Source organism: Pseudomonas sp. Je.1.5.c (assembly GCF_051129895.1).
Taxonomy (GTDB): Bacteria; Pseudomonadota; Gammaproteobacteria; order Pseudomonadales; family Pseudomonadaceae; genus Aquipseudomonas; species Aquipseudomonas urmiensis.
This window is the reverse complement of the sequence record NZ_JBCPSP010000003.1, coordinates 72378-86992: the sequence shown is the minus strand read 5'-3', so window position 1 is coordinate 86992 and position 14615 is coordinate 72378. Positions and strand designations below refer to the sequence as shown.

Genomic DNA, 14615 nt, shown 5'->3' with positions numbered 1-14615 from the left:
ATCAGCAGTTTAAAGATAGCAAGCACGCATTGGTACTGCTCGAGTTGAACATGACTTTTACTCCCATTAGATCGCATGTCGGCGTCAGTGCCGGTACCGATGTCTTATCAGTTTAGTGCACCATCATGAATGCCAGCTGATCTATTGCATTCAGAGGATTCCTACAAGGAGGGCGGAAAACTCCTAGATCGTAAATCGAAAAATTTTCCTATCATTCCTGTTCACGATAATCAAGGGGTGTCAGGGGATGTTAGAGATATATATTCGGCTTGTATTTTGTTGGCTGATTTGCGCGGCCTCAAATACAACTTATGCTGTTTCGATAGAGTCCACTGGAAGCAAATATGAACCAGGTGGTGTGCGTTATTTTTTTACCGTTACCCAATGGGAGGGAAAGGAGGAGGGATTTTGCAGGGATCCTGAAGCGATTCGTTGCACGTTAAGTATTAAAGGGGCTCAGCGTCCTGGTAGTTTTTTTTATATGGTAGAAAGTGATCATCGGTGGGACAATTTGTATCCAACAGGCTCGATGCTTGTTTTAAAACAGCAAATGAAAGGTTTCTCAGTTCCTTTTAAAGGCTCGCTGTTTGTCCCGGATGGGAGAAGGCATACTGATACTTTTTGCATTACCTTTACGCATCTGTTTCTTTATAGCGGGACGGGGGGTATTGAAGTTCCAATTGGTCCTTGTGCGCCGGTTATAAATCCATCAATGAAGTGTGAGGTAAAAGGTGATGGAATAATTGATCACGGCGAATTAGCTGATAGTGCTGTTGAAGGTAATGAGGCAGAAACGACTCTACAATTGACGTGTACCGGGACATCTAGCGTAACTGTTAGTGCAAGCAAAGAAAGCCCGGAAGGAATCAAGTTGCGAGCCGATGGTAGTCTGTACTCCAAGATAACGATTGAAGGTAAGCCCGCCGCAGCTGGTGTTCCAATAGATGTGGCGGGCGGTTTGGCCACTCCAGTCACAGTTAGGTCGCAGCTATTCAGTGCCGGTAGTGTCGAGCCGGGGGGCTTCTCCGGGTCTACCGTGCTGACAATCTCGCCACCTTAGATTGATTTTTGAGGGGATGCCCTCAATCATTATGAGAAACGCCATTTTCTCAGCTTGGAGAGTGCCAAGGAAACCTATGGGCGATTCATATTGCTCCTGAACTTAGAGTAGCGGACAGTGACTATGAAATTCTCCTATGTTGTAGAAAATACTCCCATGCCACTAAGGTCATTGCAGCAATGTTGCCGAGCGCAGAGCTGTCTCACGGGCTGTCTTCTTGGTGATCACTCGTAACTCAGGGCAAAGGTCAGGGACGCGTCGAAGTCTCCCTGGCCAAGGGTGCGGTTGGCCAGCACTTTTGGATCGCCCTGCAGGTAGGCATTGAAGCTGATCAGGTTTTCACCAAGGGTCAGCTCGCCCACGCGGTGGGTCTTGTTCAGTGGCAGCGGCAGCCCCCTCGTGGTTTCCAGGCCTACCAGCAAGCCTTGCACGGTTGTGCTTCGCAGCACGAGAAAACCAGGCGGCTCGCTGCTCTCATTGCCGCTGAAGATGATGCTGACCATGCGTTTGCCGACGTCCAAGTCGCAGTTCTGCAGGTGCAGCTCGATGGGACGGCCTTTGGTCCTGCCGTTGAGGTAAAGGTCCTTGTCGATCACGCTTTTGAAGTCCATTTCGATCAACTTATCCCCCTCGGCGAGCACGCAAGGCTCATTCACCAAGGTGCCTGAGAAATACAGGTTGTCTTCTGCCGCCTGGGTCGTCGGTAACCAGAAACTGGCGGCAACCCAGGCGCCCAGGGTAATGGCCCATTTGCCCATGGATCCTCCTAGTAGAGCTCAGCCATCAAAAGCGCCGAAGCAGTGAATTCGGTGCTGGGCAATGCCGCGCCAGCGAGCTTTACCGGTACGGCTTCCAGTACGGGTGGTGTCGATGCACGGACATCGATCTGTCGTGGCTCGTTGGGCGCCAATGCGGTACCGCCAAGCAGGACTCTGATGCCCAGATCCTTTTCCGAGGTTTCCAGCGCAGTGGTGTCGAAAGATGCGGGTGTCCCCTTGAGGGTCAGGCGCATGTGCCAGGCGATGTTGTGATCGGCCGCACCCGGGCACTCGATCTGATAGGGGATCGCCTGGCGATAGCGCTCGCCATCGATGCGGTTGACGGCAATGTTTTGCGTGAAGCGCACGTCGATACGTCCGCCTTTGTCGCTGACGGTGCAACCAGGCGGCGCCAACAGCGTCCCGCTGAACTCCAGATTGCCCGCGTCAACGCACGACAAGGGCAGGGCAGCGATCGACAGGATTGCCAAAGTGCGATTTAGGAGGCTCATCGATAGTCCACCACCAGGGTTGCGCTGGCCTTGAACGCGCCAGCTTTGATTTCGCTGGCCTCGCGCTTGACCAGCACGGCTTGCAGCACGGGTTTTTTACGCGTATCGAAGTTGGACCAGCTGTTGAGCGCCCACCGTTCGCCGTCCTTCTTCAATGCGATACCGATGTCGTCGTATCCGGGTATCTCAAGCATCGTGGGGTCGAAGGCCGAATTTCCGCGCACTTGCATGCGCAGCTCATTGGTGGCGGAGCGGCTGCAATCGAGTGTGTAGTCGATAGAGATGGTCTTGTACTGGCCATCGATACTGGCAATCTGAACATCATTGAACGGGGCGCTGATGGGCGCGTTTTTGTTGATCACGCAGGGAATCGCCGCATAGATGACACCTTTGATCGTCAGCAGTTGTTCGGCGGCCTGGGCCAAGGGGCTGCAGCCAAGCAGCAGGGCCAGCAGCGCGGGACGTGCGACAGTCATAATGAGCGCCTCAGTCATATGCCAAGCTCACATTAAGGCTGGCGCGAAAAGCTCCCGGGCGCAGCGGGGCCGCCGTGCGCTCGGGGCGAATGTAATAGATCAGCTGACTGTCTCCGGGCGAGACGAACCAGGCCGGGGCAGCTCGGCCCAGGCGCACGTCATTGCCTTGGACATCGAGTAAGCGCAGGCCGAACCCCTCGGCACCGACTACCTTGATCAGCGTGGGAGTGTCGGCGTCGGCCACCGCCTGGAAGGTCACTGCCGCCACCGGTTCGATGGAGCTCCACACCAGCGAGCCTTGCTGCTCGTCATGACGACCGCCGTCGCTGCGCACACAGCCCTGCAGCTTCAGGTGCAGGGCCACGGGCGTGCCTTGGTCGCCCATGTGCGATAGGCGAGTGGTGCTCAGCTCACCCAGCGACAAGTGCTGGTAGGCGGAGCTGGGGTCCAGGTAGCAGGCGCTCTCAAGCAGGGTGCCGGTGACCTGGAACTCGGCCGATTGCGCAGGGCTGGCCGCGTGAGTCGAGAGGCTGGCCCCCCACAGCAAGACGGCCAGGGCACTACGGCGTCCGATCTTCATGATTGGCCCTCACAGGAACACAGCATGGGAAGTCACTGTTTGTTGGCAACGGGGCTGGCCTTGCAGGTGCCGGCAGCGCAACTGAACTGCAACTGGGGACGGCCGCCGTAATCGTTGACGTAGGTCAGCACTGGCTTGTCGCCCAGGACCTTGCTGCTCACCCCCAGATCGAGCTGGCTTTTGGGGGCGATCATCAGCGGTTTGAAGCCGGTGACGCCGTCAGCCTTGAGGTTGGGCGCAGCATCGATCAGTGTGATGTAGAAGGGCGTCGGGTTGTTCACCTGGTAGCGGTCGTTCTGGCGTGTCAGGGTCAGCTGTTCCTGCCAGGGAGCTTGGTTGACACCCGCCCTCGGGGCGATCGCCGCAGGTCGATAGAACAACTTGACCCGCGTCTGCAGGGCGATCTGCAAGGTATTGGGTTTGTCGCTGCGTGGGGGTATTTCGCGCAGGTTGAAGTAGAACAGCGATTCACGGTCCTGGGGCAACTGACCGAGCGCAGGCAGGCCCTGGATTTTCACCTGGCTGTTGGCCCCGGCTTCCAGACGCTGGATCGGCGGTACCACCACCAATGGGGTAGTGATCTTCTCAGCCTGTTCGTTTTCGATCCAGGCTTGGGCCAGGTAGGGCAACTGGGTGTTCTGGTTGCTGATGCTGAGACTGACCGACTTTTCGCTGCCAGTGAAGATCACGCGGGTGCGGTCCAGCGACACGGCGGCCAGGCTGGTTTGCGCCGCGCAGGTGCTCAACAGGGCGAGCAGGGTTAGGGTAGTGCGTTTGTAGCTTGTGTTCATGAATGTACCTGGTGTGGTGAATCAAGCAGTGGCGTTGTCCGCGTCGCTGGCCGGCAGGCACAGCAGCTCCAGTTGTCGGTCGGGCGAGACCACGGGGTCGGGCAGGGTGAAGTGACAGCGTGCGCTGCCGTCCCAATGCAACGACATGGTTTCCCCCGGTTTCATGCCGCTCAGGTAGGTCGAGCCGTCCTCACCGACAATGCCGGTTTCCTGGCCGCGGCTGTTCTGTACCGAGGCGCCGAACGGTGGCGCACGGTGGTTGTTCATGCGAATGACGACCATGGCTTTGTGGCCTGCGATCACATCGAAGCGGCGATAGCCAATTGCGCCTTCGGTCAGGGTCGCCTGGGTGACTGACTGCGTGGCCTCGACGTCATCGGCCAGGCTGTCCAACACGATGCTGGCCTGGTTGCGGTAGTAACTGTTGACGTCGGTGACCACGGCCTTGCCGAAACGGTTGGTGCGGGTGATTCCGCCGTTGCCGCGGACCGGGACGTCGGCAACCCCTTGGGTGTCGACCAGCAGCCGGGTGCCGCCCATGACGTTGCTCCGGTGCAGCGCGGCACCGTACCCGGTGAGGGTGGCACCGCCCTGCAGGGACAACCCAGCCGAGGTGTACTCGCCGGCCTGGTAGCTGGCGCTGGCAACGACCTGGGCCAGGTCCCCGTCGTGGGACAGGTAACCGCTGGCGGTTTGACCATTTGAAGCCTGGCCGGCGCTGACCATGTAGTGGTTGCGCTCATCGATCCGGTCGTAGTAGCTCAGGCTGTGGCTGGTATCGCCGCGATTGACCGAGGAGTTGTAGCTGACCGAACCGCTACTGCCCCAGGGGATGCTCACCGACAGATAAGCACCGTCGTCGGAGGTGCCGTTGGCCTTGTTCTGGTACGCGGTCAGCGACAGGCTTAGGTTTTTCAGGCCACCGACATTGAAGTAGCGCGACAGCGACAGGCTGTAGCGGTCGCTGGCCTGGCTGTTCCAGTACGTCTGGTGGTTGTAGTTGAAGTACAGGCTGAGCGCGGAGTTTCGAAACTGCTTGCTCAAGGTCGCGGTGTACAGCTCCTTGCTCTGGTTCAGCGACTGGCTGCCACGCTGGGCCTCGATGAATTCGTTCATGCTCAGGTAGTTCCGCTCGGAGAACCGATAACCGGCGAAGGTGACCTGGCTGTCGTATTCATCGAAACGCTTGGAATAGCTGGCACGGTAGGACTTGCCGCTGAGCGTGTCGTCCTGCAGCGTCGCACGCGACTGGGTGACGTCGAACGACAGCGCTCCGAAGGCCATCAGGTCGCGGCCTATGCCCACGGCCAGGGAACCGTAGTCCTTGGCACCGAGGCTGCCGCCATACAGCGACCAGCCATTGCTCACCCCCCAGGAAAACTCACCGGTGGCGAACGCCGGCCCGTCCATCTGGTGTTCCCAGTCGGAGGGTTTGCCGGCGGCCAGCTTGTAGCGAACGGTGCCAGGACGGGTCAGGTAGGGGATGCTGGCGGTGTCCAGCTGGAACTCCTGGACGCTGCCATCCTGTTCTTCGATGCGTACGTCAAGCTGGCCAGAGACTGCATCGTTGAGGTCCTGGATACGAAACGCGCCGGGTGGCACTTGGGTGTCATAGAGCACCCGGTCTTGTTGACGGATCACCACGCGCGCGTTGGTCCGCGCCACGCCAGTGACTTCCGGAGCATACCCTCTGAGGTTGGGGGGCAACATGTTGTCGTTGCTGCTCAGGTTAGCGCCGGTGTAGCGAAAGCTGCCAAACAGACTGGAGTCCAGATAGTCCTCACCGACGATCAGGTTCGAGCGCAACGACGGCACGGCGCGCAAGGCATAAAAGCGGCTCCAGGCGAACTGATCGAGCGATGGCTGGTCGTCACTGCGCTGCAGCTGGGCCTGCCAGTCGCCGCGCAACCGCCAGGCGCCGAGGTTGATGCCGGCGGTGCCATTGCCACTTAGATTGTCGCTACGCCCTTTGCCTTGCTTGCGCTCGGTGGTCTGGGCGTTGAAGTTGTAGTCCAGCAGCACGCCGGAAACACCGTCATCCCAACGTGAGGGCGGGTCCCAGTTCGGTGCGGTATATTCCAGCTGATCCTGAGGGATGCTCAGGTACAGGGCCGAAGGGCCCAGCTCGCCACGGGCCTGCATGCCCGGGACACTGCTCAGGTCCAGGCAGGCGCCGTCGTGCCACCACTTGAGTGACTTTATGACGTGTGTCTTGAGACCCAGTTCATTGACCAAGGCCGGCGAAAGACAGGCTACGCTGCTTTTCGGGTCGTTATCGGCGGGAATATAGTCGACGGCATACTCCGTCAATGTATCGCGGTTCACGTGTACCAACAGGTTGTATTGGCCGGGCATAATGAAGTTGGCCGAGGCGAACACCCCAAGATCAAGGTTCTCGCGATCCTTGAGTTCCAGGACATCGGTGTTAAATTGGAATTCTTCGGCTGCATTTGCCCACGTCGCGGCACAGCACAATGCCGTGGCGGCCAGTAACTTATGGTGTTCCACGTGACTAAATCCTTGAGCGAAACTGCACACTGAGTGCTTGCAATTCAGAAGTGCTGAATACTCAGTTTGATCGTGGCGTGATAGTCGCCCGTTTCCAGTGCATGTCCGCTGCCGACGAGCGTCAGCGAATAGTTGAGTAGCAAACGGTCGGCAGTGTTGGTGTTGTGCTCTATGGACTCGCCGGGAGAAATCAACTTCCCGTGTTCATCTTCAATCCGCAGTGCAATGCCTTTTGCAGCGCCCTGAATGGCAAAGTTCTTGCCCTCGGGCTGACCTTCGAATGTCAGCCTGAAGCGTTGCGAAGGGGCGATGTCGCGCGCTGTGGTCGATGTAAAGCAGTCGCTGATAGAGATCTTCAGCGATTGTTGGGCTGACGCATTGCCGCTGACCAGGCTATTGAGTGCCAACGGATTGAAGGCAATGGTCTGGCTGTCATTACCCATACGAATAGTGCAGGCGCTGTCGACGATGCTTCCGGTCAGTTGTACACGTCCCTTGAATACATCGGCAGCACAGACGGGCACGCCCAACGTGCAGAGGGCCAGTACCAGCGCGCTTGAGCGAATCATCCAAATCTCCGCGAGCTCCCCCGCAGCACGCAGCCATGCGCACTGCGGGTCACGTCAGTGACGGCGTCCGTTACTGATAGGCGAGGGTGAAGTTGGCGAAGGTCTCGAAGTCGCCCGGTACGATTTCGGCGGGCGTTGCCTCACCACCACCAACCGGATTCACCATATCGCCCTGCAGGTAGGCACTGAACTGCAGGAAGGTGTCGCCCTCGCTCAGCGTCTGGGCAGGCGACGCGTCACCCAGCTTGATCAGCGCGCCGGTGTGGTCGGCAATGGCCAGGCTCGCACCTTGAGCGGTACCTTTGATGGCCAGCAAGTCTGGGTTGGCGGCCGGCGAGCCGGTGAACGTGGCAGTGGCCGACTTCAGGGCGCCCAATTCACAGCCGCGCAATTCGATCTTGAAGGTTTTTGGGTTGGATTTGCCACCATTCTTCAGGGCGACGTTGGAAACTTGATCCAAATCGACAGTCTGGTATTGCGACTCTTGAGCGATGGAGCACGGCGAATCGATAATCGCGCCTTTGAAGGTGATCACACCATGCCCCTGATCTTTGGCAAAACTGGCCGCCGAAGTTGCTGCCAATGTCACAGCCATGATTGCCCCAGCCAATGGACGAACGTTCATTTGATACTCCTAGGTTGATGTTGAAATCCTTGGAAAAGGGCTCAATGGAACACGCTGTAGATTTGTTATTCGTGCGCCATTGAGTTGATGGTCAGCTTAGAAGAATCAAAGAAAACTGTAAGTAGGACGAAGCTGAAGCGGGCCTAGGAAATTTCCGATAGTAGGTCTGCTTCGCATCATGGCGTTAAGGAGTTGCGCTTTGCAAAATCGGCAAGGTCTATTAACGAGGAAATGCCCAGCTTTTGTAATAAACGAACTTTGTAGGTGCTCACGGTTTTATTGCTGAGTAGGAGCATTTCACTAATTTGTTTGTTAGTGTAACCTTGGGCCAGATATTGCAGTACCGTCATTTCTCGGTCAGTTAATGAGCGGATCTGCTCTATTTCTGTTGGTTGATCGTGCATGTTTGTGTTGTCGTGCGTCAAGGCTGGGAAAAACGTATAGCCTGCTTCTATCGCCTTGATTGCGGATATTAGGCTAGTCAAGTCTTCTTCTTTATTGATGAAGCCACGCGCACCCAGTTGGATGCAGCGTCGGCAAACTGAATCGGCAGGTTGCGAAGTCAGGATTAGTATCTCGCTATGCACATCCAGGCTTTTTATCCTGGATATTACGGTAAAACCGTCTAGCTTAGGTATGCCAATGTCGAGGATTACCAGTTGAGGGTTGAGTTCTCGTACGAGCTGGATTGCATCTATGCCATTATCCGCTTCACCGACCACGCGCATATCGTGCTTTTCCAGCAGAACACGCATGGCCATGCGAATGACGGGGTGGTCATCAACTATTACAACGCTATCCATATAAATTCACCTTGATTGATTGTGCGGCACGGCCCTGAGAAATATTCACAGTATATGCATGCCTTGACAACATTGCATGCCTTGCTAGCTTATAATAGGAAAATTCTCGGCAAGCGCAGGAAATTTCTGATGGAAAGGGTGGGTGTATAATTGCACACTGTCTTTCCTTATTCCTTGTGTGTAGATCGGCAATGGAAGATTACACTGTTCTGGTGTTGGAAGACGAACCTTTCCAGCGTCTCGTTACCGTGACGGCACTGGAAAAATTTCTACCAGGTCATATTTTGCAAGCGGCAGACGGCCATGAGGCAGTCGCCTTATTATCCTCCTGCGACATAATAGACATCGTCCTGTGCGATCTCAAAATGGTCGGTATGGATGGATTAGAATTTCTACGACATGTCAGTAGCAGTGGCAAGGTCAGAGCAGTGGTGTTGTGTAGTGAGCTGGATCCACTATTGCGTCAGGCTACGATTGCGATGATTAATTGCCTGGGCCTAACCTTTTTGGGGGATTTGGGTAAACCATTCATGCTTGAAGATTTCTGTCAGGTGTTCAAAACCTATCAAGAACTTTGCAACGCACCACCCGAACGGCTATCTTCCGACGAACTGCCTACCCTGAGCGATGTGCTGGAAGGCCTGGGCAATGGTGAGTTCGAGGCCTATTACCAGCCCAAGGTCACCCTCCAAGGTCAAGTTATGGTCGGGGCTGAAGTGCTGGCACGCTGGAAGCATCCACAATGGGGGGTCTTAACGCCCGCTCATTTCCTCCCGGTCATGGAAGAGCATAATCTGATCGGCCGGTTGTTCTGGCAACTGTTCGAGCAGGGCCTGGCGTTACAGCAGAGGCTGAAGCTGGAGGGAGGAGAGATCCCTCTGGCATTTAACCTGCACCCTTCCCAGCTTGCTTGTCCTTCGCTGACCGAGCGCATCCCCCTGATGCTTAAGCGCGCTCAGATACCTACTACCAAGATCATGTTCGAAATTACCGAGTCGTCCCTAATCAGCGCTCCGGCCACCAGTCTAGAGAATCTGGTGCGCCTGCGTATGCTGGGCTGTGGGTTGGCTATGGACGATTTTGGCGCTGGATATTCTTCATTGGATCGGCTCAGCGAGTTGCCCTTCACCGAGGTCAAGCTTGATAGAGTTTTCGTGCGCAAAATGCAAGGCCAGCCCAAATGCGCCGCGATCATCAGTTGTGCGGTGGCTTTGGCCAGAGCGCTAGATATCTCCCTGGTGATTGAAGGCGTGGAGACTACCGAACAACAGGTTCGGCTGATTGAACTGGGTGGTATTTTTGCCCAAGGCTTTCTGTTTGCCAGGCCTATGCCAAAGAGTCATTTTCTTGCTTTCTGCGCCCAGCAGGCCGTGCGGGACTGATCTTGATAAGTGAGCGGCGGCAACGTCGTTGAACTATCATCATGTTGCAATCACAGCAATCCCTGACCGCTCTCGGCTCTTTTATCTAGCATGATTCTACGTACTTTTTGTTTATTTGTCGGCTTGCTCTCGAGTTGTGTACCGGTTCTGGCTACGCCCCTGCTTGTAAGTTCCGAGGTGTTGTCCACCCAACCGCGCGTCGGTCATCGAGACATGAAAATTTCGATCGAAGACTGGCAATGGCTATGGCATAAAGCCGAGCTCAAGATTGGGGTTGCGGCTACTGAATCCGAGCCGTTCTTGATCAATGCGCAGGACAAGCTGTACGAAGGGATCAGCGCCGATGTCACTTCTCTAGTTGCGCAATTGCTGGGCTTGCAGATAAAGGTCGTGGCCTTTGCCAACGAGCAGGAGGCCAGCAAGGCATTGCAGGCTGGCCTGGTCGATCTCATCAGCGTTCATGGCAGCGCCGCCCCGCGCCCGGACCTGCTGCTCAGCACGCCCTATGCTCAGGACCGGTTGGCGGTATTCAGGCGCAGTTCGGAACGCCGACAGTCACCTTCAGATCTTGCCGGGCTTCGCGTGGCAATTACCGAAGAACACAGTGCGGAACTCAGGCAACGCTATCCGCGGGCTGTCCTGCGGGTCTATGCCAGTCATGAAAAGGCGATTGCGGCGGCTGCGTTTGGGCAAGCCGACGTATACCTGGACGATCTGTACAGCGCGTACTTCCTGATCAATCGGGCATTCTACAACTATGTCCGCTTCGAGCGCTTCTCCGATGTGCGGGGAGGTGGCTACAGCTATGCCCTGCAGGCGGGCAACACCCGGTTGCAGCGGCTGGTCGACGCTGCCATCGAGACGATCGGCGAAGATCAGCTGCGCTCCCTGGCCAAGCGCTGGGTGGGCAACAGCTTCATTCCCGGGACGGAGCCTGTCGACCTGACAGCAGAGCAGGTGCGCTGGATCCAGCGCAACCCGGTGGTACGCTTGGTAATCAACGATGATTTAGCGCCGGGCGCTTACTTTGATTCGAACGGGATGTTTTCTGGTGCCATTGCCGATCTTCTTGAGGTGATCACCCTCAGTACGGGACTGCATTTTGAAGTGGTCTCGCGCAGTGGCGGCTTCCCGCAGATCATCGAGGCGGTGCGCCAGGGCAAAGCTGACCTGGCACTGATGACAGCGAGCCCGGAAAGGGAAGAGCACCTGCGCTTTTCCCGGCCTCTGCTCAACAGCCCCTTTGTATTGCTTAGCGGAGTCGACCAACAGGGCAGGCTTGAAAACCTGATCGAAAAACGTGTGGCTGTACCCACCGGCCACGTGGCCATTGCGCAACTGCGCAAGCGCTACCCGGAAGCCGACGTGATCGAGGCGGGCGGCTCGCTGGATGCGATGAATCTGCTTTATCAAGGCAAGGCCGACGCCGCGATGGTTGCGTTACCCGCTGCGCGTTACTACATCGAGCGGTTGTTCCGCGACAAGCTGATAATCAACCAGATGCTCGATCTTGGGCCCTCGGCGACCAATTTTGCGATGCGCCGAAGTGATGTCGAGCTTCAATCGATCATTGACAAGGTTTTGCAGACCGTTGCGCCTGATGAGCTCAATGCGATCTCCAATCGTTGGCGCTCGCCACCGGGCATGAGTGGTCAGACCTGGGTCGATTACCAGCTAGTGATTAACGAAATCGTCCTCGGCGCCCTGGTTCTGCTGGGGCTGTTGCTGGTATGGGTGTTTTACCTGCGACGCCAGATAAAGGCCCGGCTCAAGGCCGAACGGATGCTCAACGATCAGTTGCAGTTCGTCGAAACTCTGACTGACTGCATGCCGCCCCCGTTGTATGTGTGTGATACCAAGGGGCGTATTCTGTCGTGCAACCGCAGCTTTCTCGAAAGTGTCGGCCTGCACGCTGATCAGGTACTGAACAAAACGGTGCGTCAGCTACCCAAGGATAAATTCGAGAGCCTCCCGGACTTTCATCACAACTACCTGCAGGCCATGCGTGACGGCCAGACCATTGAGTCGGTTCATGTCATCGTGTTGCAGGGCAGGGAAGTGTGGATCAATCATTGGGTGCACCCATTCAGGGACTCTACAAGCGAGATCAAAGGGGTGATCTGCGGCTGGCTGGACATCACCGAACATCGCCAGTTGGTGCAGCAACTGCAAGAGGCCAAGACACTTGCCGACGAAGCTAGTCGCGCCAAGACCAGTTTCCTGGCCACCATGAGCCATGAGATCCGCACACCGATGAACGCTGTGATCGGCATACTCGAGCTTGCGCTTAAACGCGCCGACAGCAAGCCAATTGACCGCGCCAGTATCGAGATCGCCCATACCTCGGCAAAAAGCCTGTTGGAGTTGATCGGCGATATTCTGGACATCGCCCGGATTGAGTCCGGACGGCTGAGCCTATCGCCCAAGCGCGCCAACCTGCGAGAGCTTGTGGAGTCGGTAGCACGCGTTTTTGACGGCCTGGCACGGCAGAAGCGCCTGAACTTGGTCCTCGAGATTGACTCTAGCATCAACTGTGACGTGCTGATCGATGCCCTGCGTTTCAAGCAAATTCTCTCCAATCTGGTGAGTAATGCGATCAAATTCACGGAAGAGGGAACGATCATCGTCCATATTGCTGGGATTTTGAGCGATGCCAGCCTGCTCACAGTCAACTTGAGTGTCAAGGATACCGGCGTGGGTATTAGCACGGCCGATCAAGATCGATTGTTCAGACCGTTCGCCCAGGCCCAGCGTAATGTCCAGCACAACGAGGGGACAGGGCTGGGGCTCGTGATCTGCCGCTCACTCTGCGAAATGATGGGGGGCAGGGTGGAACTGACCAGCACTTTGGGGCGGGGCACTCGGGTCGATGTCCAGATGCGCTTGCAAGTGTTGGAGCCGATCGATTTCCATGAGGAGCCGATCTTGACTCAGGATGTTCCTCGGTATCGATTGCAGGTGCTGGTGGTGGACGATCACCGGATCAATCGCCAAGTGTTGCATCAGCAATTGAGCTACCTCGGCCATGACGTGTTCGAGGCGGAAAACGGCCAGGTGGCTTACGCGTGTTGGTGCGAGCAACCTTTTGACATTGTCATCACCGATTGCCACATGCCGGTAATGAACGGTGCCGACTTCACCCGTGCCGTACGCCATACCGAGCAGGAAAAGGGCTTGGCTGCGACTGTGATCATCGGTTTGACGGCAGACGCTCAGCCGGAGGAAGTCGAGCTGTGCATTCAGGCCGGTATGAATGATTGCTTAGTTAAACCACTGAGTCTGGACGAACTGGATGCTCGGCTACGCGCATTGCAGCCGGAGGATGCATTTGCCGAGGAGCCACTTGATCACTGCCAGGAGCAGTTGATGCCGCCGCCTCAAACGCAGGTCATCGATCTGGGGCCACTGGAGATGATGATCAGCAGTGACCCTTTGAAGTTTCGCCGAATACTCGACGAGCTGATCAAGAGCAACCGCAGAGATTGTGAGCAGTTGAATGTGTTGCTGCGCGAGAGGGATACCAACAAGCTTGGCGAGCTTGCGCATCGCATCAAAGGAGCTGCGCGAGTGGTCAAGGGTGAGCAGGTGGTCGAATGCTGCCGGCAGTTGGAGGCGGTATGTTTGCTAGCCCAGATCCCGGCGCTGGAGTTGGAGCGTGCGGTGGAAGAACTTGAAACGGCACTTGGATCGTTGAATAAAGCATTGAAATTTTCCTTGACCAGCTGAGATCAATTTGTGGCTGATGGTGATTGATAAATAGCTTGGGTACATCCAATTGACCAAGGGGAGTACTCACAGGTACTTCTTGAAGGTGCTAGCAGTGATACTCACTGCCACTCCGAGCAGGGCTGCACAGGGGAGCAGAATCAGCATCGGGCTTATGCTAATCGGGAGGGCCAGGTAGAACGTCCAGGGAAAGATGGCCAACGGTATGATGGTTCCGCGTGCCTTGTGGTAGAGGTAGCTGGATTCCCTACCCGCGCCGAACCTCCGCAGGTCACGGCGAACCAGGCCATCGACCAGGCCGGTGAACGCGGCCAGGGCGAACAGCGGAATGGTCAAGGCAAGGACTACCAGGCGCACGCAGAAAATCAGAACGGTGAACAGGGCAGCCAGGGCGTAGTTCTGGATGGTCGTCACGCTCTGCGCCGCCATGTAGCGCACATCCAGCTCGCCCCGGGGGCCTGCATTGGCCACATTTTCCATGCCCTGGACCCAGCTGAGCATCCCGGTCTTTACCACCAGCCAGTTGTAGGCCTCGGTGACCAACCAGGTAGCGGTACGGCCAGGCTCCTGGACAATTGCACTGTGCAGGAACCCCTGCGACAACCAGCTCAGCTCTGTCATCAGCATGTGTTGGCCATGCCGCCACCCGGCCTCGGGCCAGAAGAAATAGAGGCAGATCCAGTCAACTACGATCGCAGTGAACAGCGATCCGAACATGACGCCGAGAAAGTAGAACGGGAATCCGATAATTTTGCTGAACAGCGACTCCTGCTGTTCTTGCTGATGCTGCGCCCGCTTGGAGAGGTCATCTGCTGCCATGGCCTT

General features: G+C 56.5%; 13 protein-coding genes. 3 read left to right on the top strand and 10 right to left on the bottom strand.

Going from position 1 to position 14615, the window contains the following annotated elements:
- The first annotated feature begins 247 nt into the window (after positions 1-247).
- Positions 248-1060, top strand: a complete 813-nt coding sequence (locus AAZU54_RS03870) for an MrpH family fimbial adhesin (protein ID WP_434726610.1) — start codon at positions 248-250, stop codon at positions 1058-1060.
- Between the two features lie 224 nt (positions 1061-1284).
- Here the strand turns inward: AAZU54_RS03870 and AAZU54_RS03865 are convergent, their stop codons facing one another.
- The 9 genes from AAZU54_RS03865 to AAZU54_RS03825 form a co-directional block, all read right to left on the bottom strand.
- Complete coding sequence (locus AAZU54_RS03865) at positions 1285-1818, bottom strand: fimbrial protein (protein WP_434726609.1); 534 nt, start codon at positions 1816-1818, stop codon at positions 1285-1287.
- A gap of 8 nt (positions 1819-1826) precedes the next feature.
- A complete protein-coding gene (locus tag AAZU54_RS03860) occupies positions 1827-2330 on the bottom strand; it encodes a fimbrial protein (RefSeq protein WP_434726608.1) in 504 nt (167 codons plus the stop codon).
- Positions 2327-2806 (bottom strand): fimbrial protein, encoded by a 480-nt coding sequence (locus AAZU54_RS03855; protein WP_434726607.1) that lies wholly within the window; start codon positions 2804-2806, stop codon positions 2327-2329. The genes AAZU54_RS03860 and AAZU54_RS03855 overlap by 4 nt, the downstream gene beginning before the upstream one ends.
- A 10-nt stretch (positions 2807-2816) precedes the next feature.
- Complete coding sequence (locus tag AAZU54_RS03850; protein ID WP_434726606.1) at positions 2817-3386, bottom strand: fimbrial protein; 570 nt, start codon at positions 3384-3386, stop codon at positions 2817-2819.
- Between the two features lie 32 nt (positions 3387-3418).
- Entirely contained in the window at positions 3419-4177 is a 759-nt protein-coding gene (locus AAZU54_RS03845) for a fimbria/pilus periplasmic chaperone (RefSeq protein WP_434726605.1), read from the bottom strand.
- A gap of 21 nt (positions 4178-4198) precedes the next feature.
- Positions 4199-6685: an outer membrane usher protein gene (locus AAZU54_RS03840; RefSeq protein ID WP_434726604.1), complete on the bottom strand. Its 2487-nt coding sequence runs from the start codon at positions 6683-6685 to the stop codon at positions 4199-4201.
- Positions 6686-6729: 44 nt separating this feature from the next.
- The gene (locus AAZU54_RS03835) at positions 6730-7254 is read right to left on the bottom strand and encodes a fimbrial protein (RefSeq protein WP_434726603.1); all 525 of its coding nucleotides are present in this window, start codon (positions 7252-7254) and stop codon (positions 6730-6732) included.
- 70 nt (positions 7255-7324) lie between these two features.
- Positions 7325-7879, bottom strand: coding sequence for a fimbrial protein (locus tag AAZU54_RS03830; protein WP_434726602.1), 555 nt, complete (start codon positions 7877-7879; stop codon positions 7325-7327).
- Between the two features lie 176 nt (positions 7880-8055).
- Positions 8056-8682, bottom strand: coding sequence for a response regulator (locus AAZU54_RS03825; RefSeq protein WP_434726601.1), 627 nt, complete (start codon positions 8680-8682; stop codon positions 8056-8058).
- 191 nt (positions 8683-8873) lie between these two features.
- On the opposite strand from AAZU54_RS03825, the gene AAZU54_RS03820 reads away from it, so the two are divergent.
- Together AAZU54_RS03820 and AAZU54_RS03815 are read left to right on the top strand one after the other, a co-directional pair.
- A complete protein-coding gene (locus tag AAZU54_RS03820) occupies positions 8874-10064 on the top strand; it encodes an EAL domain-containing response regulator (protein ID WP_434726600.1) in 1191 nt (396 codons plus the stop codon).
- A 213-nt stretch (positions 10065-10277) separates the two neighbouring features.
- Positions 10278-13790 carry a transporter substrate-binding domain-containing protein gene (locus AAZU54_RS03815; RefSeq protein WP_434726599.1) on the top strand — a complete coding sequence of 1171 codons (3513 nt, stop codon included), beginning with the start codon at positions 10278-10280 and terminating at the stop codon, positions 13788-13790.
- Positions 13791-13856: 66 nt separating this feature from the next.
- On the opposite strand, the gene AAZU54_RS03810 is transcribed toward AAZU54_RS03815, so the two are convergent.
- Positions 13857-14609 carry a TIGR03747 family integrating conjugative element membrane protein gene (locus AAZU54_RS03810; protein WP_434726598.1) on the bottom strand — a complete coding sequence of 251 codons (753 nt, stop codon included), beginning with the start codon at positions 14607-14609 and terminating at the stop codon, positions 13857-13859.
- Positions 14610-14615: the final 6 nt, after the last annotated feature.

Bases quoted from the DNA above. Each gene is read 5' to 3' on its own strand.
- AAZU54_RS03830 (WP_434726602.1), bottom strand. From the start codon at position 7,879: ATGAACGTTCGTCCATTGGCTGGGGCAATCATGGCTGTGACATTGGCA.
- AAZU54_RS03845 (WP_434726605.1), bottom strand. From the start codon at position 4,177: ATGAACACAAGCTACAAACGCACTACCCTAACCCTGCTCGCCCTGTTG.
- AAZU54_RS03820 (WP_434726600.1), top strand. From the start codon at position 8,874: ATGGAAGATTACACTGTTCTGGTGTTGGAAGACGAACCTTTCCAGCGT.
- AAZU54_RS03865 (WP_434726609.1), bottom strand. From the start codon at position 1,818: ATGGGCAAATGGGCCATTACCCTGGGCGCCTGGGTTGCCGCCAGTTTC.
- AAZU54_RS03810 (WP_434726598.1), bottom strand. From the start codon at position 14,609: ATGGCAGCAGATGACCTCTCCAAGCGGGCGCAGCATCAGCAAGAACAG.
- AAZU54_RS03870 (WP_434726610.1), top strand. From the start codon at position 248: ATGTTAGAGATATATATTCGGCTTGTATTTTGTTGGCTGATTTGCGCG.
- AAZU54_RS03835 (WP_434726603.1), bottom strand. From the start codon at position 7,254: ATGATTCGCTCAAGCGCGCTGGTACTGGCCCTCTGCACGTTGGGCGTG.
- AAZU54_RS03855 (WP_434726607.1), bottom strand. From the start codon at position 2,806: ATGACTGTCGCACGTCCCGCGCTGCTGGCCCTGCTGCTTGGCTGCAGC.
- AAZU54_RS03850 (WP_434726606.1), bottom strand. From the start codon at position 3,386: ATGAAGATCGGACGCCGTAGTGCCCTGGCCGTCTTGCTGTGGGGGGCC.
- AAZU54_RS03825 (WP_434726601.1), bottom strand. From the start codon at position 8,682: ATGGATAGCGTTGTAATAGTTGATGACCACCCCGTCATTCGCATGGCC.
- AAZU54_RS03860 (WP_434726608.1), bottom strand. From the start codon at position 2,330: ATGAGCCTCCTAAATCGCACTTTGGCAATCCTGTCGATCGCTGCCCTG.
- AAZU54_RS03815 (WP_434726599.1), top strand. From the start codon at position 10,278: ATGAAAATTTCGATCGAAGACTGGCAATGGCTATGGCATAAAGCCGAG.